Below are 19824 nucleotides of genomic sequence, written 5' to 3'. Positions count from 1 at the left end.
GCCGCGCGCCTCCGCGAGAGCGCGAGCGAGAGGGAGCGGGTCAGGCGGCGACCGGCTCCGGCGTCCGCCGTGTCCCGGACGGGGCGTCGTCGAGCGGCTGCGGCGGGGCGTTGAAGACCGCCGTGTCGAGACGGCCCTCCGAGCGGGCCACCAGCACCGGCACCACCATCTGGCCGGCGACGTTCGTGGCGGTGCGCATCATGTCGAGGATCGGGTCGATGGCCAGCAGCAGGCCGACGCCCTCCAGCGGCAGTCCCAGGGTGCTGAGCGTGAGCGTCAGCATGACGGTCGCGCCGGTGAGCCCGGCGGTGGCGGCCGAGCCGACGATCGAGACGAACGCGATCAGCAGGTAGTCGCCGAGGCCGAGCGGCACACCGAAGACCTGCGCCACGAAGATCGCGGCGAGCGCCGGGTAGACCGAGGCGCAGCCGTCCATCTTGGTGGTCGCGCCGAACGGCACCGCGAAGGAGGCGTAGTCGGGGTCCACGCCGTTGCGCTCGATCGTGACCCGCTGCGTCAGCGGCAGCGTGCCGACCGACGAGCGCGAGACGAACGCCAGCTCGATCGCGGGCCAGGCGTTGCGGAAGAAGCGCACGGGGCTGACCTTGCCCCAGACCGCCAGCAGCGTCGGGTAGACGGCCAGCAGCACCAGGAGGCAGCCGGCGTAGACCCCGGCGCTGAACTTGGCGAGCGGCGCGAGCAGGTCCCACCCGTACGTGGACACGGCCTTGCCGATGAGGCCCGCCGTGCCGATGGGCGCGAGCCTGATGACCCACCACAGCGCCTTCTGGACCAGCTCCAGCACCGAGCGGGCGAGCGCGAGGGCCGGTTCGGCCTTCTCCCCCGCCGCCAGGGCGGCCGCGCCGAGCACGGCGCCCAGGAAGACGATCTGGAGGACGTTGACCTCGGTGAAGGCGGTGACGACGTTGGTGGGGAGGATGCCGGTGACGAAGTCGAGCCAGGTGCCGGCGTGCTCGGGGGCCTTGGCGGCGCCGGTGTCGAGGCTGACACCGCGGCCGGGGTCGATGAGCAGGCCGAGCCCGATGGCGAGGGCCACCGCCACCGCGGCGGTGATCAGAAACCACATCAGGGTCTTGGCGGCGAGCCTGGCCGCGCCGTTGACGTTGCGCAGGTTGGCGACGCTGACCAGCACGGCGGTGAAGACCAGCGGCGGCACGGCGAGCTTGAGCAGCTGGACGAAGATCTGGCCGACCCTGTTCAGGGTCTCGGCCAGCCAGGTCACGTCCCAGATCCTGGCGGCGAAGCCCAGCGCGACGCCGGCGGCGAGGCCGGTGAGGAGCTGGAGCGAGAAAGAGAATCTCTTCACGGGAGGAAAGCTCCGGACTTGTGAGGTTATGGGTGGTCGCGGCGTCGTACGGTCAGCGACACAGCGACGTGTGCAACCGGCACAGGTCGACGTGCAGCCGCTCGACGAGCAGCACGAGCACCAGGGAGAACCTCACGGGGCCTGTCAACGCCGGTGAGATCCGGAGCATTCCTCACGGAAAGGGTGATTCACCCCACTTAACCGGTCAGCCGGCGATGTCCTTGATCTGCTCGATGAGCCGCACCCGCTCCTCGTGCGTACGCCCGAGCGGCGCCACGTTGAGCGTGGTGACCCCCGACTCCTTCAGCGCCTGCACCCGGTCGCGCACGAAGCCCTCGCTGCCGATCAGCGACTGCTTCTCCAGCAGCTCGGTGGGCACCTTGGCGGCGGCCTCGTCCTTCTTGCCCGCGAGGTAGAGGTCCTGGATCTCCTCGGCCTCCTTCTCGTAGCCGTAGCGCCTGGCCAGGTCGTTGTAGAAGTTCTTGCCCTTGGCGCCCATGCCGCCGATGTAGAGGGCCGCCATCGGCCGCCCGAACTCCAGCAGCCCGGACACGTCGTCGCCGATCGCGAGGGACGCCTGCGCGATCACGTCCAGCTCGCCCAGCTCGGGGTCGCGCTTGGCCTTGCCGGCGGCCAGGGCCTCGCCCCAGACCTCGCCGGCCTTCTCCGGCACGTAGAAGATCGGCTCCCAGCCCTCGGCCAGCTCGGCGGCCAGCTCGACGTTCTTCGGCCCGATGGCGGCGACCACGATGGGGATGCGGGGACGCACCGGGTGGTTGATGATCTTCAGGGCCTTGCCCAGGCCGGTGCCCTGGCCGGGCGGGAGCGGCACCTGGTAGTGGCGGCCCTGGTGCTCCACGCGCTCGCGCCGCCACACCTGGCGGCAGATCTCGATGACCTCCCGCGTACGCGCCAGCGGCGCGGTGTACGGCACCCCGTGGAACCCCTCGATCACCTGCGGCCCCGACGCGCCGATGCCGAGCGTGAAACGCCCGTCGGAGACGAAGTCGAGCCCGGCGGCGGTCATGGCCAGGAGCGTCGGCGTGCGCGAGTAGATCGGCAGGATGCCGGAGGCGATCTGCAGCCGCTCGGTCTTGGCCGCGATGTAGCCCATCTGGCTGACCGCGTCGAAGCTGTAGGCCTCGGCCACGAACACGATGTCCAGTCCGGCCTTCTCGTAGTCCGCCAGCTCGGCGACGGTCTCCTTGAAGCCGCCCGAGTAGTTGATTGCCATACCGATGCGCATGCCGGGCTCCCCTAGAACCGAATGATGTTCCGTTTCGACGCGAACAGGCTATCGCGTCGGCTCTCCGGCGGGGAGCGACTAGCCTGGGACGGGTGCTGAGTCGCGTTGTCGTGGTGCTGTCTGCGGTCGTGGCCGCGGCTCTGGCGGGTCATCGGCTGATCCCCTCGCTCGGCGGGTTCACCCCCGTCCTGGAGAGCCTGCTGCCCTGGATCGGGCTGGCCGTGCCGGTGCTGCTGCTCGCCGCCGCGCTGGCGCGTTCCACCGTGGCCGCCGCGGCCGCGCTGGTGCCGGGGGTGGTGTGGGCGGCGATGTTCGGCTCGACGCTCCTGCGCACGCCGCCCGGCGGGGCCAGCGACCTGTCCGTGGGCACGGTCAACGTCGGCGTGCGCAACGACGCCTCCGGCGAGGCCGTCCGCGCCATCGCCAAGGACCTCGACCTGCTGGCCGCCCAGGAGCTGACGCCCGGCGGCCCGGCCGCCAAGCAGCTCAACAAGATGTTCAAGTACCACTACCCGGTCAGCACGGTCGGCCTGTGGAGCCGCTACCCGCTCAGCCGCACCGAGCCGCTGGACGTCGGCCTGGGCTGGCCGCGCGCCCTGCGCGCCGTCGCCGAGACCCCCAAGGGCAAGGTCACCGTCTACGTCATGCACCTCGCCTCGGCCCGGCCCGGCCACACCGCCTCGCGCGACGCCTCGCTGGCCCGCGCCCGCGCGCTGGTCGACGCCGATCCGAGCAAGCGCATCCTGCTGCTCGGCGACCTCAACACCGCCACCACCGACCGCAACCTGCGCGGTCTCACCCCGCCGCTCACCGACGCGCAGAGCGTCGCGGGCGACGGGTTCGGCTTCACCTGGCCGGCCGAGTTCCCGGTCACCCGGCCCGACCACATCCTGTTCAAGGGGATGGAGGCCACCGAGGCGGGCGTGGCACCGGCGACCGGCAGCGACCACCGCGCGGCGATCGCCTCGTTCCGCTTCTAGCCCTGGCTGCGCAGGGCGGCGAGGTCCCCCGGCGTGTCGATGTCGGCGGGGTCGCCGTGGTCGTCGCACGGCACCTCGGTGACCAGCTCGGGATGGGCCTTGATGAACGCGCGGGCCCCGACGTCCCCCACCGCGCGCTCGGCCACCTCGGCGAAGTGCTCGCGGGCGACGAGCACCGGGTTCCTGCGCCGGCCCCCGTACGTCGCGACGGCCAGCCCGGCGCGCGCCTCGATCAGCGCGCGCACCGCGCCCGGCCGGATCAGCGGCTGGTCGACCAGCGCGATCACCACGGCCTCCGCCTCCTCGGGCAGCGCGGCCAGACCGGCCCGCAGCGACGAGCCCATGCCGGAGGCCCAGCCGGGGTTGCGCACCGCGACCGCCCCGCGCACCTGCGCGTCGGCCGCGCCCAGCACCACCACGACCGGGCGGCAGCCGCCCTCCGCCAGCAGCCGTACGCCCCGGTCGAGCAGGCGTTCGCCGTCGTACTCGACGAGCGCCTTCGGCGTGCCGAGCCGTTCGCCGCGCCCGGCCGCGAGCAGCAGTCCCGCGATCACGGCGACTCGTGGTGGATGCGGCCGCGCGTGGTGGACAGCGGGCGGCCGGTGCCGCCCCAGCGGAGCTGGATCAGCTCGGCGGCGATCGACACGGCGGTCTCCTCGGGGGTGCGCGCGCCGAGGTCCAGGCCGATGGGCGAGCGCAGCCGGGCCAGTTCCTCCTCGGTGAGCCCGGCCTCGCGCAGCCGGGCCAGGCGGTCCTCGTGCGTACGGCGCGAGCCCATCGCCCCGACGTACCCGGCGCCGGTGCGCAGCGCCACCTCCAGCAGCGGCACGTCGAACTTCGGGTCGTGGGTGAGCACGCAGATGACCGTGCGCTCGTCCACCTCCACCGTGGCGAGGTAGTCGTGCGGCCACTTGACCACGACCTCGTCGGCGTCGGGGAAGCGCTTCGGCGTGGCGAAGACCGGCCGGGCGTCGCAGACCGTGACGTGGTAGCCGAGGAACTTGCCGACCCGCGCCACCGCCGCCGCGAAGTCGATCGCCCCGAACACCAGCATGCGCGGCGGCGGCGCGAACGCGTGCACGAACACCGCGAGGTCGTCCAGCCGCCGCTCCCCCTCGCCGCCGTAGCGGCGGATGCCGGTCGCGCCCTGGGCGAGCATGCCGCGGGCGTCGTCGTCCACGGCCTCGTCGAGCCGGCGCACCCCGAGGGTGCCCGAGGCGCGGTCCGGCCAGATGATCCGACGTGCCCCGATCCGTCCCGGGCCGGAGACGACGGTGGCGACGGCGACCGGCTCGTGCGCCTCGATCGACGCGGCCACCTCGCCGAGCTGGGGGAAGGTCTCGATCGAGATGGGCTCGACGAGGATGTCGATGATGCCGCCGCAGGTGAGCCCGACGGCGAAGGCGTCGTCGTCGGTGACCCCGTAGCGCTGGAGCACCGGCGTGTCGATCTCGCCGGCCAGCTCGAACACCGCGCCCTCGACGCAGCCGCCGGACACGCTGCCCACGACCTCGTCGCCGCGCACCGCCATCGCCGCGCCCGGCGGTCGCGGCGCGCTGCTGAACGTGCTGACCACGGTGGCCAGCCCGAACTTGAGCCCCGACCGGTACCAGCGCATGATCTCCGGCAGCACGTCACGCATGGGCGAGCCTTTCGCTGAGTTGCTCGAAGGCGGCCAGGCTGTGCCCGGCCACCAGGTCGTCGATGTACGGCAGTGCGGCCCGCATCCCGCCCGTGAGCGGCTGGTAGTCCTCATACCCCTTGTGCGGGTTGACCCAGATGACGCGGTACGCCTGCCGCGAGAGCCTGGCCATCTGGGCGGCGAGCAGGCCGGGGTCGCCGCGTTCCCAGCCGTCGGAGGCGATCACCACGATCGCGCCCCGCGCGCTGAACCGGGTCAGGTACTCGCGCAGCTCCTCCCCCAGCCGGGTGCCGCCGCTCCAGTCGGGGATGGCTTTCGACGCCTCGTTCAGCGCGGTGCCGGGGTCGCGGTGGCGCAGCTCGGCGGTGAGCGGGGTGAGGCGGGTGCCGACGGAGTAGACCCTGGTGGCCCGCGGCTCGCTCCTGACCAGGGCGTGGGCGAAACGCAGCAGGGTCTCGGCGTAGGGGGCCATGGAGCCGCTGACGTCCACGAACAGCACCACCGCGCGGGGCCGGGTGGCGTGCGCGCGGTGGCGGAGCCCGGCCACCTCGCCCTTGCGCAGCGCCTCCCTGATCGTCCTGCGCCGGTCGAGCGCGCCGCGGCGGGCGCGTTCGAAGCGGCGCGAGCGCCGCCGGGCCCGCCGGTCGCGCAGCAGGGCCAGCAGGCGGTGCACCTCGGCCCGCTCGGCCTCGGTGAGCCTCGCCACGTCCCGGTGGCGCAGGATCTCGGCGCGGCTCGCGGTCGCGGGGGCCGCCGTCGCCTCGCCGCCGCCCTCCTCTTCCCCGCCCGGGTCCTCGCGCGCCGCCAGGTGCCGGGTGACGCTCGTGACGGCCGTACGGGCGAGCGTCGCGCGCCGCCCGGCGAAGTAGGCGGCGAAGCAGCGGTCGTAGCGGGGCAGGTCGTCCGGCGTCGCGCACAGCGTGAGCCGCCCGGCCCAGTAGACGGCGGCGCGGTCGGTCACGTCGAGGTGGGCGAGCGCGGCCAGCAGGCTCTGGGTGCGGTCGTGGTCGGCGGCCACCCCGGCCGCCCGCAGCGTCCTGGCGAAGCCCGTCATGACGGCGACCAGCCCGTCCCCGGGCGCGACCGGGTCAGTCATGGGACAGCAGCCCGTTGCCGAGGACGCTCACCACGTCCTCCCGGTACTTCAGCGCCGCCCCCAGCGTGGCGGCGGCAAGCCCCGGGTCCAGCTCCTTCGCGCCCAGCGTCAGCAGCGCCTCCGTCCAGTCCAGCGTCTCGGCCACGCCGGGCGGCTTGACCAGGTCGGCCCGGCGCAGCCGCTCGGCCGCCCGCGCCACCTGCAGCGCCAGGGTCTCGGTGCACTGCGGCAGGCGGCGCAGCAGGATGGCCACCTCGCGGTCGTAGGACGGGTGCTCCAGCCAGTGGTAGAGACAGCGCCGCTTGAGCGCGTCGTGGACCTCACGGGTGCGGTTGGAGGTCACCACGACCACCGGCGGCGTCTCCGCCCTGATCGTGCCCAGCTCGGGGATCGAGATCGTGAAGTCCGACAGGACCTCCAGCAGGAACGCCTCGAACTCGTCGTCGGCCCGGTCGATCTCGTCCACCAGCAGCACGCTGGGCTGCGTCTCGACGGCCTTCAGCAGCGGGCGGGCGATGAGGAAGCGCCGGTCGTAGATCTCGCCCTCCAGCCGGGCGACGTCGGTGACCCCGGCCGCCTCGGCGGCCTTGAGATGCAGGAGCTGGCGGGCGAAGTCCCAGTCGTAGAGCGCCTGGGCGGCGTCCAGGCCCTCGTAGCACTGGAGCCGGATGAGCGGTGCCCGCAGCAGCGTGGCGAGGGTCTTGGCCAGCTCGGTCTTGCCGACGCCCGCCTCCCCCTCCAGGAACAGCGGCCGTCCCATGCGCAGCGCGAGGAAGGCGGCCGTCGCGAGCCCCTCGTCGGCCAGGTAGGCGTGCCGATCGAGCAGCTCGATGAGCTTTTCCGGCGACTGGATGTCCATCGTCCTGATTGTCCGGCGCAGCACGCCTTCAGGCTACGTCGCCACCCCGCCCGGCGATAAGACGCCGGCCCGACTTGAGGTCAGGGCCGCTCCGGCGCCTCCCCGCGCTCGTGGATGAGCGCCGTCAGCTCGGCGACGGCCTGCGCGGCGCGCTCCTTCTCCGAGCCCTGGATGCCCATCGCGCCGATCGTGCTGCCGTCGGAGAAGTCGACGCGCGGCCACGGCTCGCCCGGCGTCATCGACACCTCCAGGACCTCCGGCCAGGAGTAGCGGTGGGTGCGTACGGCGTTGACGAGGGTCACGCCCTGCTCGTCGGCGTCCACCCGCACCCGGCCCAGCAGGTGCAGCACGTACGCCACCGCCACGCCGAACGCGACGATCGCGATGCGGTCGGGCAGCTTGAACGGCTCGGAGATGAAGATCGCCATGATCACCGCGCCCGCCACGACCAGCGCGGCGAAGCCGTAGGCGACCATGCGCGGGACGCGCGGGCGCCAGGTGACGGGCAGGGACGGCGGCGGGACGGCGGGCTCGGACACGAGGAGAACCTACCGCAGCTCAGGGCAGGTCCCGCAGGAGGAGTCGCCGGTTCGGCCCCATGTCGGGACCGGGCCGCTCCCCCTGCGGGCGCGCGGCTCAGGAAAGATCGCGCAGGAGGAGCGCGGTCTCCAGTGCGGCGACCGCCGACTCGTACCCCTTGTCCTCCTTGCTGCCCGGCAGCCCCGACCGGTCGAGCGCCTGGTCCAGGGTCTCGCAGGTGAGCACGCCGTTGCCGACCGGCGTGCGCTCGTCCAGCGAGACCCGGGTCAGACCGGCGGTCACCGAGTCGCAGACGTAGTCGAAGTGGGCGGTCTCGCCGCGGATGACCGCGCCGAGCGCCACCACGGCGTCGCAGCGGCGGGCCAGCGCCTGGGCGACCACCGGGATCTCCAGTGATCCCGGCACCCGCACCACGGTGGCCCGCGCGCCGCTGTCGTCGCACGCCGCCACGGCCCGCGCCACGAGCTGGTCGGTGATCTTGGCGTGCCAGCTGGCGGCCACCACCCCCACCGTCAGCCCCGCCGCGTCCGGCGCCGCGGCCTGGGGGCGTCCTTCCCCGCTCATGATGCCTCCGAGATGTCGTGGCCGAGGCGATCGCGCTTGGCCTTCAGGTACCGCTCGTTGTAAGGGTTCATGGCCACGGGCATGGGCTCGCGGCCGAGGACCTTGATGCCGTAGCCGTCCATGCCCTTGAGCTTGGACGGGTTGTTGGTGAGCAGCCGCACCGACTTCACGCCGAGGTCGGCGAGGATCTGCCCGGCGTTGGAGAACTCCCGCGCGTCCACCGGCAGCCCGAGCTCCAGGTTGGCGTCCACGGTGTCGGAGCCGTTGTCCTGCAGGCTGTACGCCTTGAGCTTGGCCAGCAGCCCGATCCCCCTGCCCTCGTGCCCGCGCAGGTAGACGACGACGCCGCGGCCCTCCTGGGCGATGGCCGACATCGCGCTGTCGAGCTGCACGCCGCAGTCGCAGCGCAGCGAGCCGAACACGTCGCCGGTCAGGCACTCGGAGTGGGCGCGGACCAGGACGTTCTCGCCGTCGCCCAGCTCGCCGTAGACCAGCGCCATGTGCTCGCCGCCGTCGAGGGCGCTGGCGTAGCCGTAGCCGCGCCACATGCCGTACACGTTCGGCAGGCGCGTCTCGGCGACCCGGGTGACCATGCTCTCGACCCGCCGCCGGTGGTCCACGAGCTGCTCGATGGAGACCAGCGCGAGGCCGTGCCGGTCGGCGAAGCGCCGCAGCTCGGGCAGGCGGGCCATGCTGCCGTCGTCGTTGACGACCTCGGCCAGCGCCCCGGCCCCGGACAGGCCGGCGAGCCTGGCCAAGTCCACGGCGGCCTCGGTGTGGCCGCGCCGGGCCAGCACGCCGCCCTCGTGGTAGCGCAGCGGGAAGACGTGCCCGGGGCGGACCAGCTCGTTGGGCTCGGTCGCGGAGTCGGCGAGCGTGCGGATGGTACGCGCCCGGTCGGCCGCGGAGATGCCGGTGGTGACGCCGTCACGGGCGTCCACGGTGATCGTGTACGCCGTGCGCATGCGCTCCTTGTTGTGGAACACCATGAGCGGCAGCCCGAGCCGGTCGAGCTCCCTGCCCTCCATGGCCACGCAGATCATGCCGCTGGTGTGCCGGATCGTGAACGTGCACAGCTCGGGCGTCGCCTTGGCCGCGGCGAAGATGAGGTCGCCCTCGTTCTCGCGGTTCTCGTCGTCCACGACCACGACCGGCTTGCCGTTGCGGATGTCCTCGATGGCGCGTTCGATCGGGTCGAGCTCGATCTTCTTCTCCTCCCTCACTGGGCCACCGCCACCTGCGGCGCGGCGCCCGTGCCCGCGCGGTACTCGCGCAGCCATTTGACGAACCCGACGACGACCAGCACGAAGAACACCCCGTACACCCATCCGGAGACGACCAGCCCCGAGCTGAAGGCGAGCGGCACCCCGACGAGGTCGACGGCCACCCACACGATCCAGAAGTCGACCAGCGCCCGCCCCTGCGCCCAGGTGGCGATCGCGCTGCCGACGAAGATGTAGGCGTCGGCGGCCACCAGGAACCCGCCCTCGGGCAGCGGCACCTGCGCGCCCCACGACAGCTTCGTCACCCAGAACAGCAGCCCGACCAGCGCGGTCCCCGCCAGCAGCGCGCCGACCAGCACCAGCCGCTCCCACAGGGCGGCCGGCCTGATCGGGAGCTGCTTGCCGCCCTGGGTGCCGCGCCGCCACGCCCACCAGCCGTACAGCGCCAGGATGCCGAACATGGCCTGCTTCAGCGCGTTGCCGGTAATGTGCGCGTTGATCGAGGCGATGAACAGCAGCACCGAGCCGGCGAACTGCACCGGCCAGGTCCACATCGACTTGCGCATGGCCAGCAGCACCGTGGACAGCGCGGCGATGTTGCCGATCAGGTCCGTCCAGAGCACGTGTGTGCCGAATACCGTGAATCCGGCGTCCGCCCAGTTCACTGCCTGACCACCAGCCTTTCCACATACTTCGCGATCACGTCGACCTCGATGTTCACCAGGTCGCCCACCTGGCGTTCGCCCATGGTGGTGAGCCGCAGCGTGGTCGGGATGAGGCTCACGCCGAAGCCGTCGTCGTCAACCGTGGTGACCGTCAGGCTGATTCCGTCGATCGCGATGGAGCCCTTCTCGGCGACGTACCGGCTCAGCGGCTCCGGGAGGGAGAAACGCAGGTCGTCCCAGTTCTCGCCGGGGGCGCGGGACAGCAGCACGGCGGTGCCGTCCACGTGGCCCTGCACGATGTGGCCGCCGAGGCGCTGGTCGGCGCGTACGGCCCGCTCCAGGTTGACCGCGGACCCGGCGGACAGCGCGCCGAGGGAGGTGCGGTCGAGGGACTCCCGCATCACGTCCACGGTGAAGACGCCGTCCGCGGCCTCGACCACCGTCAGGCACACGCCGTTGACGGCGATGGAGTCGCCGTCGCGGGCGTCGGAGGTGACCAGCGGGCCGCGTACGGACAGCCGGGCGCCGCCGCCGGCGTGTTCGATGGCGACGACCTCGCCCTTTTCCTCAATGATTCCGGTGAACATCGATCACTGCTCCCTGCTGGGTTGCGCGACGGGCCGGGCGATCAGCCGAACATCTGGCCCTATGGGGGAAATCTCGTCAAAGGTCAGGCGATGGATGGCGTCGATCGTGCCCACCCCGGCCGTGCCGAGCGCGGCGCGGCCGGAGCCGAGCAGCGCCGGGGCCACGTACGCGACCACCCGGTCGGTCAGCCCTCCGCGCAGGAACGATCCCGCGAGCGCGGGCCCGCCTTCGAGGAAGACGCCGACGACCTCGCGGGCGGCCAGCTCGGTCAGCAGGGCGCGCAGGTCGAGGCCGCTCCCGTGGCGGGGCAGGCGCAGGATGTCGGCCTTGAGCCGGCCGGTGTCGGCGTCGTCGGCCACGGCGAGGAGGGTGGGGGCCTGGTCATCCAGCACGCGGGCTTCGGGGGGCGTACGGGCCTCGGTGTCGACCACGACCCGCAGCGGCGGCCTGCGCCGGGCGGACGGGCCCTCGGGGCGGGCGGTGAGCCGGGGGTCGTCGGCGAGCACGGTGCCGACGCCCGCGATGATCGCGTCGGCGGCGGCCCGCATCCGGTGCACGTCGGCCCGCGCCTCGGGCGAGGTGATCCACTGGCTGGTGCCGTCCTCGGCGGCCGAGCGGCCGTCGAGCGTGGCGGCGAACTTCCAGGTCACGTGGGAGCGGCCGAGCCGCGCGTAGGTGAGCCACTCCTCGTTGACCCGTTCGGCCTCGGCCGCCAGCATGCCCGTGGTCACCTCGACCCCGGCGGCCCGCAACCGCGCCGCGCCGCCCGCCGCCTTGGGGTTGGGGTCGGCCACCGCGACCACGACCCGCGCGATCCCGGCGTCGAGCAGCGCCCGGCTGCACGGCCCCGTCCGCCCGGTGTGGTCGCAGGGCTCCAGCGTCACGTACGCCGTGCCGCCCCGGGCCCGCTCCCCCGCCTGGGCGAGCGCGCCGATCTCGGCGTGCGGCCCGCCCGCGTACGCGTGGAAGCCCTCTCCGGCGACCGCGCCGTCCGCGTCCAGCACGACGCATCCGACGACCGGGTTGGGGCTGGTGGTGCCGTGACCGCGCGCGGCCAGCGCGACGGCGCGCGCCATGGGGGCGGCGTCCTGCTCGGGTAGCTCCACCCGGGGTCTCCTACTCGCCAGTAGCTTCAAGCCACGGCGGGCCCCGGGGGACTCGATGGTGCACGACATGCACCACAGCAGGCGTCCGGCGGTATGCCGGACACCTCGCGCGCTGCCTCCCATCCGGACTTTAACCGTCGGTCCCGGAATTTCACCGGGTCAACCGGCCGATGGCATCGGCCGGGTCGCGGACTGTAACCGCCGGTTCGGAGTTTCACCGACCCCGGAGCACGCTAGCTCTGTTCTCCCATCAGTGTGCCATGTCCGAAACGCCGAGCGCGACCGCCCCCTGCGCGGGGATTCAGGCGGCCGTCATCCGGCGCGCGCGGCGGGCCACCGGCGCGTACCTGACCTGCGGGGGCACCAGCCCGAGCCCGGTGTGCAGGGTACGCAGGGTCGCGGTCGCCCACAGGTCGCCGACGGGGGTGGCGGGCAGGCCGTACAGCCGCCGGGCCCAGCGCGGCAGCGTGGCGAAGGCCAGCAGCGTGAGCGCCGGCAGGGCGGGCTTGAGCGGGGTCAGCAGGAGCGGCAGCGGCGCGTTGAGCGACAGGCGCAGCGGATGGGCCGCCTCCGGGACGAAACGCAGCCCCGGCCGTTCGGCCCGGATGTAGTCCTCCAGCTCGGCGACCGAGCCCGGCACGTCCTCGGCCTTGAGCCCGACCACCTCGGCGGCCCGCCGCCACTCGGCCACGAACGTGTCGGCTTCGGCGTCGCTCAGCCGTACGCCGGCCCGCCGGGCTACCGACAGGTAGGAGTCGACCTCGCCGACGTGCACCCAGCGCAGGGCGTCGGGGTCGTCGAGGCGGTAGGTCTCTCCGGTGTCGGGGTCGTGGGCGGTGAGGCTGGCGTGGATCTTGCGTACCCGGCGGCCCGCCCGCTCGACCTCCTCCGTGGTGCCGTACGTGCGGACCCGGACGAACTCCGTGGTGCGCTGGAAGCGCGCCCAGGACTCGGCCGGGTCCATGAGCGCGGAGTTCTGCAGCACGCCGCGCATCGCCCGCGGGTGCAGGCCCTGCATCAGCAGGGCGCGGAAGCCGCCGACGAGCAGGATGGGCTCGCCCATCACCCGCCAGGTGACCGAGCCGGGGCCGAAGATGCCATGGTCACTCATAAGTGGATAATTACCCAGGTTGGGTGACATCTATGTGTCGATTGTGGCCCCGTCAGGTGTCAATCCCGGCCGAGCACGGAAACCGGCACGCCGGCGGCTCAGCCCTGGGCGCGGGTGCTGAGCCGTGGGCGCTGGATGCTCAGCCCTAGGCGCGGGTGCTCAGCCGTGGATGCGGAATGGTCAGCCCTGGGCGCGGGATGGTCAGCCCTGGGCGCGGGTGGCGGCCGCGCGCAGCTCGTCGATGGCCGCGCCCGGGTCGGAGGCGCCGTAGACGGCGCTGCCCGCCACGAACACGTCCGCCCCCGCCTCCGCGCACCGCCCGATCGTCTCGGCGTCCACGCCGCCGTCGACCTGCACCCAGATCCGGCCGCCGTGCCGCCGCACCAGCTCACGCGCCCGGCGGACCTTCGGCAGCACCATGTCGAGGAACTTCTGCCCGCCGAAACCCGGCTCCACGGTCATCAGCAGCAGCATGTCGAGCTCGGGCAGCAGGTCTTCGTACGGCTCGACCGCCGTGGCCGGGTTGAGCGCGAGCCCCGCCCGCGCCCCCTGCGCGCGGATCTCGCGCAGCGTGCGGACAGGCGCCTTGGCGGCCTCGGCGTGGATGGTGACGCTGCCCGCGCCCGCCTCGGCGTATTGAGGCGCCCAGCGGTCGGGGTCGGCGATCATGAGGTGGCAGTCGAGCGGCGTCGCGGTCGCCTTGCGCAGCGCCTCGACGACGGGCAGCCCGAGGGTCAGGTTGGGCACGAAGTGGTAGTCCATGACGTCGACGTGCAGCCAGTCGGCGTTGGGCACGGCGGCGGCCTCGTCGGCGAGCCTGGCGAAGTCGGCGGCGAGGATGCTGGGCGAGATCTGTACGGCCATGATTTCGCCCAGTCTAGTGAACGGCGGGAGACGTGCCCCCGCCGCGTCACGTACGGCGCTTGCGGACGAGCGCCAGGAACATCGCGTCGGTGCCGTGGCGGTGCGGCCAGAACTGCGCGTGCGGGCCGTCGCCGAGGCCGTCGACCTCGGGCAGGTAGGCGCGCGCGTCGAGCTGCTCAGCGTCGTCGCGGCGGGCGAGCACGTCGCCCACCACGACCCTGGTCTCGGCCAGGTGCGGCGAGCAGGTGACGTACGCGACGACCCCGCCGGGCCGGACCGCGTCGAGGGCGGCGCCGAGCAGCCGGCGCTGCAGCCGGCCCAGCTCGGCGATGGCCGACGGGTCGCGGCGCCACCGGGCCTCCGGCCGCCGCCGCAGCGCGCCGAGCCCGGTGCAGGGCGCGTCCAGCATGACCCGGTCGAACACCCCGGGACGCCAGGCGGGCTCGGTGCCGTCGGCGGTGATCACGTCCGCGTGCCGGGTGGTCTGCCACACCAGCCGCGCGCGATGGAACTGGACGTCGGCCGCCAGCAACCGCGCCCCGCCGGGGAACCCGGCCGGGCCGTCGGCGGCCGTGTCGCCGTGGGTGGCGATGGCGTCGAGCAACCCGGCCTTGCCTCCGGGCCCGGCGCACATGTCGAGCCACCGCTCCCCGCCGCCGCCCGGACCGCCCGCCGGCGCGTCGCCGTCGTCGAGCGGGACGCGGGTGAGGGCGAGCGCCACGAGCTGGCTCGCCTCGTCCTGGACGGCCGCACGGGTGCCCGCCACGGCCTCGATCTGCCCGGGATCGCCCTCACCCAGATAGGCCGCGTACGGCGAGTAGCGGCCCGGCGTGGCCCCGGCCTCCTCCAGCTCCTTGACCGAGCTGCGCCCCGGCCGGGCGACCAGGGTCACCAGGGGACGGACGTTGTCTGCGGCGAGCAGGTCGGTCAGCTCGGCGTCGCCGCCGAGCGCGTCGCGGAAGGCCGAGACGATCCAGCGCGGGTGCGCGTGGGCGACGGCGAGGTGGCCGACCGGGTCGGTGCCGGCGTCGGGCGCGACGATGGGCACCCACTCCTCGATCGTCCTGGACGCGATCTTGCGCAGCACGGCGTTGGCGAACTTGGCGGGGCCGGGGCCGACGCGCAGGCGTACGAGGTCGACGGTGGTGCCGACGGCGGCGTGCGGCGGGACCCGCATGCGCAGGAGCTGGTGGGCGCCGAGCCGCAGGGCGTCGCGCACGTCGGGATCGGGCGCGCGGTCGCTGCACATCTCGATGATCGCGTCGTACGTGCCGAGCCCGCGCAGCGTCCCGTAGGCCAGCTCGGTGGCGAGGGCGGCGTCACGGCCCCTGATGCCGCGCTCGCGCAGAATGCGCGGCAGGAGCAGGTTGGCGTAGGAGTCACGCTCGTCCACGGCCCTGATGACGTCGAACGCGGCGATCCTGGCCTCATCCCGAGGCACCCGCCGCCCCCCACGCCCGCCCTGCGCCCGCCCCTGCCCACCGCGAACCTGGCCGTCGCGAGTCTGCCCGCCCTGGGCCTGCCCGCCACGCGCCTGCCCACCCCGGGTCTGGCCGTCGCGGGACTGGCCGCCGGCGCGGTTCTTCGCGCCGCCGCGGGGCCGGTCGCGGCCCCCGTCGTTGTGCTGACCGCTCACGCGAAGATCTCTTTGCCCTCCGGGCGGACTCCCCGAGCCCACTCCACGGCCCCCATGACCCGCTTGCCCTGGGGCTGCACCTCGCCCAGCTCGACCGCGTCCGTGGCGGTGCCGACGAGCACGCGGGACTTGCCCGCGGCGACCTCGCCCGGAGCCAGCCGCTCCCCGGGGACCGGCCGCACCGGCCCGAGCTTGATCCGCGTGCCGCGGAACTCGGTCCACGCGCCGGGGCCGGGCGTGCAGGCCCGGATCAGGCGATCGACGTGCATGGCCGGCTTGTCCCAGGCGACCCGCGCGTCGGCGACGTTGAGCTTGGGTGCGATGGTGACGCCGTCGGCCGGCTGCGGCCGGGCCTCCAGCGTGCCGTCCTCGACCCCGTCGAGCGTGGCGGCCAGCAGCCCCGCCCCGGACACCGAAAGCCGCTCCAGCAGCGCCCCGCTGGTGTCGTCGCGGCGGACCTCCTCGGTGACGACCCCGTAGACGGGCCCGGCGTCGAGCTCCTTGACGATCTGGAACGTGGTCGCGCCGGTGATCTCGTCACCGTGCAGGACCGCGTGCTGGACGGGCGCGGCGCCGCGCCACGCGGGCAGGATCGAGAAGTGCAGGTTGATCCAGCCGTGCCGGGGGACGTCGAGCGCGGACTGGGGCAGCAGCGCGCCGTAGGCCACCACGGGGCAGCAGTCGGGCCCGATCTCCCGCAGCCGGTCGAGGAACGCGGGATCGCCGGCCTTCTGCGGGCGCAGCACCTCGATGCCCGCCTCCTCGGCGAGCTCGGCCACCGGCGAGGGGTGGACCTTGCGCCCGCGCCCGGACTGGGCGTCGGGCCGGGTGACGACGGCCACCACCTCGTGCCGGGGCGAGTCGATCAGGGTGCGCAGCGACGGCAGAGCCGTCTCGGGCGTGCCCGCGAAGACCAGACGCATGCTTGTCAGAGTGCCTTTCCGCCGGTCGCGTGCGGCGAGAACTTGACGACGGGCGCGGCGAGCCCGCTCCACTCGGCCTCGCGGACCGCCTTCATGGCGAGCTTGCGCTGCTTGGGATCCATGCGGTCGATGAACAGGATGCCGTCGAGGTGGTCGGTCTCGTGCTGGAAGCATCGTGCCATGAGGTCGGTGCCCTCCAGCGTGACCGGCTCGCCGTGCATGTTGAAGCCCTTGGCCACGGCGCGCACGGCCCGCGGCGTCGGGAACGACAGCCCGGGGAAGGACAGGCAGCCCTCCTCGCCCTCCTCGTCCAGCTCGGACGACAGGTCGAGGTCGGGGTTGATCAGGTGGCCGAGCTGGTCGTCGACGTAGTAGGTGAACACCCGCAGGCCGACGCCGATCTGCGGGGCCGCGAGGCCCGCGCCCGGCGCGTCCATCATCGTGTCGGTGAGGTCTTTGACCAGCTTGCGGAGCTCCTTGTCGAAATCGACGACCGGGGCCGCCGGGGTGCGCAGCACCGGGTCTCCGAACAGCCGGATCGACTGGATCGCCAAAGGGGTCACTCCGTTTCGTCGCGAGGGATCAGCCCAGTTTAGTGTGCTGGAGCGAGCGGGCCTTCATCGCGGCTTTGCGGGCGGCCTTGGCCACCGACTCGTCGTCGTGGCGGCCGGCCAGCAGGTCGAGCACGGCGATGGTGTCGGGGTGGCCGACGGCGGGCATCTCGGCGACGAGCTTGACGAGGTCTTCCGGCGGGTCGAGCCGCGCCGCGGCGGGCCCGGACAGGTGCAGCAGGGCCGCCAGGGAGTCGACCGCGAGCCAGGTGTGGTCCTCGGGGCCGAGCGCCGGGGCCGGCAGGTCACGGATGTGCAGCCAGGAGGCGGCGTAGCGGCGCAGGAGGGGCTCGTCGAGCGCCTCGCGCACGGGGGCCTCGGCCTCGGGACCCAGCTCCTCCAGGATCGCGCCCACCGCGCCGCGCTGCCCGGCGGTGCCGGAGGCGGCGATCGCGACGAGGTCGCGCGCGGCCGACTCGGGCGAGCGCCGCTCCAGCCACCCGGCGACGGCGCTCTGCGTGGCCGTGCCCTTGACCAGCGCCTCGACCAGCTCGGCCGCCGACAGGTCGGCGAAGACCTCCACCTCCTCCGCGGTCGGCGCGTCGTGCCCCTCACGCAGCAGGTCGCGGCGGACGGCCCACACCCCGAGCGGGGTGAGCGCGGTGCGCCCCGCGGGGGTCTGCTCGACCAGCCCGCAGTACGTGAGCAGCGACAGCGCCTCCAGCAGCTCGGCCGGCAGCGCGGCGGCCAGCCTGCGCATCTCGGCGGCACCGGGGGCGCAGGCGACCTCGTGGGACTGGAGGATGCCGCGGGCGAGGTTGGCGGTGGCGACGCCGGAGCGTACGGAGTAGATGGTGGCGAGCATCTCGGCCAGGTGGCCGTCCACCACGGCCGAGCCGGTCAGGCCCTCGTCGGCGCGGTCGAGGACGTCCATGACCACGCCGTCCCAGAACTCCAGCGTGGCCTCGACCGTGAGCTGCATCGACAGCGGCCCCCGCGCGGCCCGTCCGGCCGTGATGCGCAGCAGGCCGGTGTTGACGGCGACGATCCAGACCAGGCGCAGCCGGGCGGCGCTCAGGCCGAACCGGGCGGCGGCGGCCGCCGCGTCGGACTCGCCGAGGTGCCCGTCGGGGCCGACGGCGCGCTCGCCCGTCCACGCGGTGAGCCTGATGGCGTCGGCCACGAGCGGCACCGCGGGGACGGCCCGGGCCAGCTCGGCGTCGGACGCCAGCAGGACCGGCGGGAAGGTCAGCGCTTCGTGCTCCTCGGCGGGAGCCGCCTCGGCCTGCCGTGGGGGCACGGCAGCCTGCTCATCGATCAGCTTGCGCAGCTCGGCGAGGTCGAAGACGTTGTTGGCCACTCACGAAACTTACTGCACGGCAGTCACATGAGCGTACTCAACGGATCGTCCGGGAGCGGGCCTTGAAGGCCGCCTTGCGGGCGGCCTTGGCGACCGTGCCGTCGGGGATCGAGCGTCCCAGCAGCTCCAGGACCTCGACGACGTCAGGGTGGTCGACCCGCCACATCTCCTCGATCATATGCGCCGGCGGACCGGACGCCGCCATGTTCTCGGCGAAGATCTCCGGGTCCTCCTCGGCGGCCGGCATGGCGAGGGCGAGCATGTCCACGCTGACCCACAGCAGCTCGTCCTGGGTGAGCTGCGGCGCGGGCAGGCGGCGGGCGGCCAGCCAGTGGATGACGTGGGGGCGCAGCTCTGCGTCGTCGAGATGGTCGCGTACCTGGGGCTCGGCCTCGGCGCCGAGCCGGTCGACGATGGTGACGGCGATGCCGCGGGCCACGGCGGGCGCGCCGGAGGCGGCGGCCAGCAGCTCGCCGGCCGCCTCGCCGGGGGTGCGGCCGCTCAGCCAGCGGTCGATGTCGCCCTCGGCGAGCTCGGCGGGCACTCCTTCGAGCAGCCCCTGAATGAGTCCGAACGCGTCGGCCTCGGCCAGGTCGGGGGCGAGCGGGGCGTCGAGGCCGAGCGCGAGGTAGTGCTCACGCAGGCCCCAGACGGCCAGCGGGGTGAGCTCAGCCTCGCCGTCCTCCACCCGGAGCAGGCCGCACCAGGACAGCCGGTCGAGCACGGCGTCCAGGTCGACCTCACCGTCGCAGGACAGGTCGTCGAGGTAGTCGCCGATCACGCCGACCGGCACCCGCACCTGGAGGCGGTAGAGCATGTCGAACAGGTCGTAGAGGCCCTCGTCCAGCTCGGCGGAGCCGGTGACCGAGCCGCGCGGGTCGCGTTCGAGAACGCCGGTGACGACGTCGGCCCACTCGCGCAGCGGCTCGCCGGCCCCCGGCAGTGGCCGCTCGCGCAGCATCGGGACGTCGCCCAGGGCGGCGGTCAGCTCCTCGGGCGGGGCGAGGCGGGCCGCGGGCAGCGGGGTGCAGCCGGGGCAGTCGCAGGGCGCCTCGCCGAGGTCGGGCACCTCGCCGGAGGGGATGGCGATCGACTGCTCCAGCGACTCGGGGCCGATGGAGCTGAACAGGCTCTTGGCCATGCCGAAGTTGGCGGTGTCGGCGAGCGCGTCGGACAGGCGGGGCTCGATGTCCGCGATGCGCTCGCGCATGCGGGCCGCCCGTTCCTCGGGAACGGCGCCCGTCTCGGTGAGGTAGGCGACCAGGGTGCGGGCTGCGGCGATGGTCTCCGGAGCGCTCTCCGGAGGCGCGATGACCTTGCGCGGATAGATGGACAGGAGCAGCTCGTCGAAGGTCTCGGGAGTGAAATCACCTGGTTCGTTGACGTTGAGGTAGTCGCTGGCGTAGTCGCAGAGCAGGCGGACCTCGTCCGCGTCCACCTCGACTTCCCGCGCGCGCCCCCAGGCGCGCAGGTCGTCGATGGCTTGGTTCACCCATTCGATCGACACAGGGGCACGCTAACGGCTGGTCTCCGGATGAGCGAA

20 protein-coding genes and 1 riboswitch are annotated in these 19824 nt (G+C 73.5%); of the genes, 1 reads left to right on the top strand and 19 read right to left on the bottom strand.

Going from position 1 to position 19824, the window contains the following annotated elements; translation table 11 throughout:
• Positions 1-40: 40 nt before the first annotated feature.
• Positions 41-1327 carry a dicarboxylate/amino acid:cation symporter gene (locus AC27IY_RS25955; RefSeq protein WP_344214833.1) on the bottom strand — a complete coding sequence of 429 codons (1287 nt, stop codon included), beginning with the start codon at positions 1325-1327 and terminating at the stop codon, positions 41-43.
• 205 nt (positions 1328-1532) lie between these two features.
• Positions 1533-2573, bottom strand: coding sequence for an LLM class F420-dependent oxidoreductase (locus AC27IY_RS25950; RefSeq protein ID WP_344214831.1), 1041 nt, complete (start codon positions 2571-2573; stop codon positions 1533-1535).
• Positions 2574-2665: 92 nt separating this feature from the next.
• On the opposite strand from AC27IY_RS25950, the gene AC27IY_RS25945 reads away from it, so the two are divergent.
• Positions 2666-3553 carry an endonuclease/exonuclease/phosphatase family protein gene (locus AC27IY_RS25945; protein WP_344214829.1) on the top strand — a complete coding sequence of 296 codons (888 nt, stop codon included), beginning with the start codon at positions 2666-2668 and terminating at the stop codon, positions 3551-3553.
• Here AC27IY_RS25945 and AC27IY_RS25940 read toward each other — a convergent pair.
• The 17 genes from AC27IY_RS25940 to AC27IY_RS25860 all read right to left on the bottom strand — a co-directional run bounded on the left by AC27IY_RS25940 (position 3550) and on the right by AC27IY_RS25860 (position 19788).
• A complete protein-coding gene (locus AC27IY_RS25940; RefSeq protein WP_364446254.1) occupies positions 3550-4104 on the bottom strand; it encodes a nucleotidyltransferase family protein in 555 nt (184 codons plus the stop codon). The two genes, AC27IY_RS25945 and AC27IY_RS25940, sit on opposite strands and share 4 nt — an antisense overlap.
• Positions 4104-5195: an XdhC family protein gene (locus tag AC27IY_RS25935; RefSeq protein ID WP_423452749.1), complete on the bottom strand. Its 1092-nt coding sequence runs from the start codon at positions 5193-5195 to the stop codon at positions 4104-4106. The genes AC27IY_RS25940 and AC27IY_RS25935 overlap by 1 nt, the downstream gene beginning before the upstream one ends.
• Positions 5188-6291, bottom strand: coding sequence for a vWA domain-containing protein (locus AC27IY_RS25930; RefSeq protein ID WP_423472362.1), 1104 nt, complete (start codon positions 6289-6291; stop codon positions 5188-5190). Before AC27IY_RS25930 ends, AC27IY_RS25935 begins: the two co-directional genes overlap by 8 nt.
• The gene (locus AC27IY_RS25925; protein ID WP_344215064.1) at positions 6284-7150 is read right to left on the bottom strand and encodes an AAA family ATPase; all 867 of its coding nucleotides are present in this window, start codon (positions 7148-7150) and stop codon (positions 6284-6286) included. Before AC27IY_RS25925 ends, AC27IY_RS25930 begins: the two co-directional genes overlap by 8 nt.
• 80 nt (positions 7151-7230) lie before the next feature.
• Positions 7231-7689: a PH domain-containing protein gene (locus tag AC27IY_RS25920; RefSeq protein WP_344214823.1), complete on the bottom strand. Its 459-nt coding sequence runs from the start codon at positions 7687-7689 to the stop codon at positions 7231-7233.
• Between the two features lie 97 nt (positions 7690-7786).
• On the bottom strand, positions 7787-8254 hold the full coding sequence (gene ribH, locus AC27IY_RS25915) for a 6,7-dimethyl-8-ribityllumazine synthase (protein WP_487179417.1): 468 nt from the start codon (positions 8252-8254) through the stop codon (positions 7787-7789).
• Complete coding sequence (locus tag AC27IY_RS25910) at positions 8251-9477, bottom strand: bifunctional 3,4-dihydroxy-2-butanone-4-phosphate synthase/GTP cyclohydrolase II (protein WP_371250265.1); 1227 nt, start codon at positions 9475-9477, stop codon at positions 8251-8253. Before AC27IY_RS25910 ends, ribH begins: the two co-directional genes overlap by 4 nt.
• Entirely contained in the window at positions 9474-10142 is a 669-nt protein-coding gene (locus AC27IY_RS25905; protein ID WP_423452751.1) for a nicotinamide mononucleotide transporter family protein, read from the bottom strand. The genes AC27IY_RS25910 and AC27IY_RS25905 overlap by 4 nt, the downstream gene beginning before the upstream one ends.
• Positions 10139-10729: a riboflavin synthase gene (locus tag AC27IY_RS25900; RefSeq protein WP_449944892.1), complete on the bottom strand. Its 591-nt coding sequence runs from the start codon at positions 10727-10729 to the stop codon at positions 10139-10141. Before AC27IY_RS25900 ends, AC27IY_RS25905 begins: the two co-directional genes overlap by 4 nt.
• Before the next feature lie 3 nt (positions 10730-10732).
• Positions 10733-11836 (bottom strand): bifunctional diaminohydroxyphosphoribosylaminopyrimidine deaminase/5-amino-6-(5-phosphoribosylamino)uracil reductase RibD, encoded by a 1104-nt coding sequence (ribD, locus tag AC27IY_RS25895; RefSeq protein WP_487179416.1) that lies wholly within the window; start codon positions 11834-11836, stop codon positions 10733-10735.
• A gap of 105 nt (positions 11837-11941) precedes the next feature.
• Positions 11942-12072: riboswitch (FMN riboswitch) on the bottom strand.
• 65 nt (positions 12073-12137) lie between these two features.
• Positions 12138-12947, bottom strand: coding sequence for an oxygenase MpaB family protein (locus tag AC27IY_RS25890; RefSeq protein WP_344214811.1), 810 nt, complete (start codon positions 12945-12947; stop codon positions 12138-12140).
• A gap of 201 nt (positions 12948-13148) precedes the next feature.
• Positions 13149-13811: a ribulose-phosphate 3-epimerase gene (gene rpe / locus AC27IY_RS25885; protein WP_344214809.1), complete on the bottom strand. Its 663-nt coding sequence runs from the start codon at positions 13809-13811 to the stop codon at positions 13149-13151.
• Positions 13812-13857: 46 nt separating this feature from the next.
• Positions 13858-15252 (bottom strand): RsmB/NOP family class I SAM-dependent RNA methyltransferase, encoded by a 1395-nt coding sequence (locus tag AC27IY_RS25880; RefSeq protein WP_487179427.1) that lies wholly within the window; start codon positions 15250-15252, stop codon positions 13858-13860.
• A gap of 191 nt (positions 15253-15443) precedes the next feature.
• The gene (gene fmt, locus AC27IY_RS25875; RefSeq protein ID WP_371250268.1) at positions 15444-16370 is read right to left on the bottom strand and encodes a methionyl-tRNA formyltransferase; all 927 of its coding nucleotides are present in this window, start codon (positions 16368-16370) and stop codon (positions 15444-15446) included.
• 5 nt (positions 16371-16375) lie between these two features.
• On the bottom strand, positions 16376-16924 hold the full coding sequence (gene def, locus AC27IY_RS25870; RefSeq protein WP_344214805.1) for a peptide deformylase: 549 nt from the start codon (positions 16922-16924) through the stop codon (positions 16376-16378).
• A 28-nt stretch (positions 16925-16952) separates the two neighbouring features.
• Positions 16953-18281 (bottom strand): hypothetical protein, encoded by a 1329-nt coding sequence (locus AC27IY_RS25865; RefSeq protein WP_344214803.1) that lies wholly within the window; start codon positions 18279-18281, stop codon positions 16953-16955.
• Positions 18282-18318: 37 nt separating this feature from the next.
• Positions 18319-19788, bottom strand: a complete 1470-nt coding sequence (locus AC27IY_RS25860; protein ID WP_487179415.1) for a hypothetical protein — start codon at positions 19786-19788, stop codon at positions 18319-18321.
• Positions 19789-19824: the final 36 nt, after the last annotated feature.

Source organism: Nonomuraea sp. B208, assembly GCF_057536035.1.
This window is presented reverse-complemented; position numbering and strand designations above follow the sequence as displayed.

Bases quoted from the DNA above. Each gene is read 5' to 3' on its own strand.
- AC27IY_RS25950 (WP_344214831.1), bottom strand. From the start codon at position 2,573: ATGCGCATCGGTATGGCAATCAACTACTCGGGCGGCTTCAAGGAGACC.
- AC27IY_RS25935 (WP_423452749.1), bottom strand. From the start codon at position 5,195: ATGCGTGACGTGCTGCCGGAGATCATGCGCTGGTACCGGTCGGGGCTC.
- AC27IY_RS25930 (WP_423472362.1), bottom strand. From the start codon at position 6,291: ATGACTGACCCGGTCGCGCCCGGGGACGGGCTGGTCGCCGTCATGACG.
- AC27IY_RS25925 (WP_344215064.1), bottom strand. From the start codon at position 7,150: ATGGACATCCAGTCGCCGGAAAAGCTCATCGAGCTGCTCGATCGGCAC.
- ribH (WP_487179417.1), bottom strand. From the start codon at position 8,254: ATGAGCGGGGAAGGACGCCCCCAGGCCGCGGCGCCGGACGCGGCGGGG.
- AC27IY_RS25900 (WP_449944892.1), bottom strand. From the start codon at position 10,729: ATGTTCACCGGAATCATTGAGGAAAAGGGCGAGGTCGTCGCCATCGAA.
- AC27IY_RS25890 (WP_344214811.1), bottom strand. From the start codon at position 12,947: ATGAGTGACCATGGCATCTTCGGCCCCGGCTCGGTCACCTGGCGGGTG.
- rpe (WP_344214809.1), bottom strand. From the start codon at position 13,811: ATGGCCGTACAGATCTCGCCCAGCATCCTCGCCGCCGACTTCGCCAGG.
- fmt (WP_371250268.1), bottom strand. From the start codon at position 16,370: ATGCGTCTGGTCTTCGCGGGCACGCCCGAGACGGCTCTGCCGTCGCTG.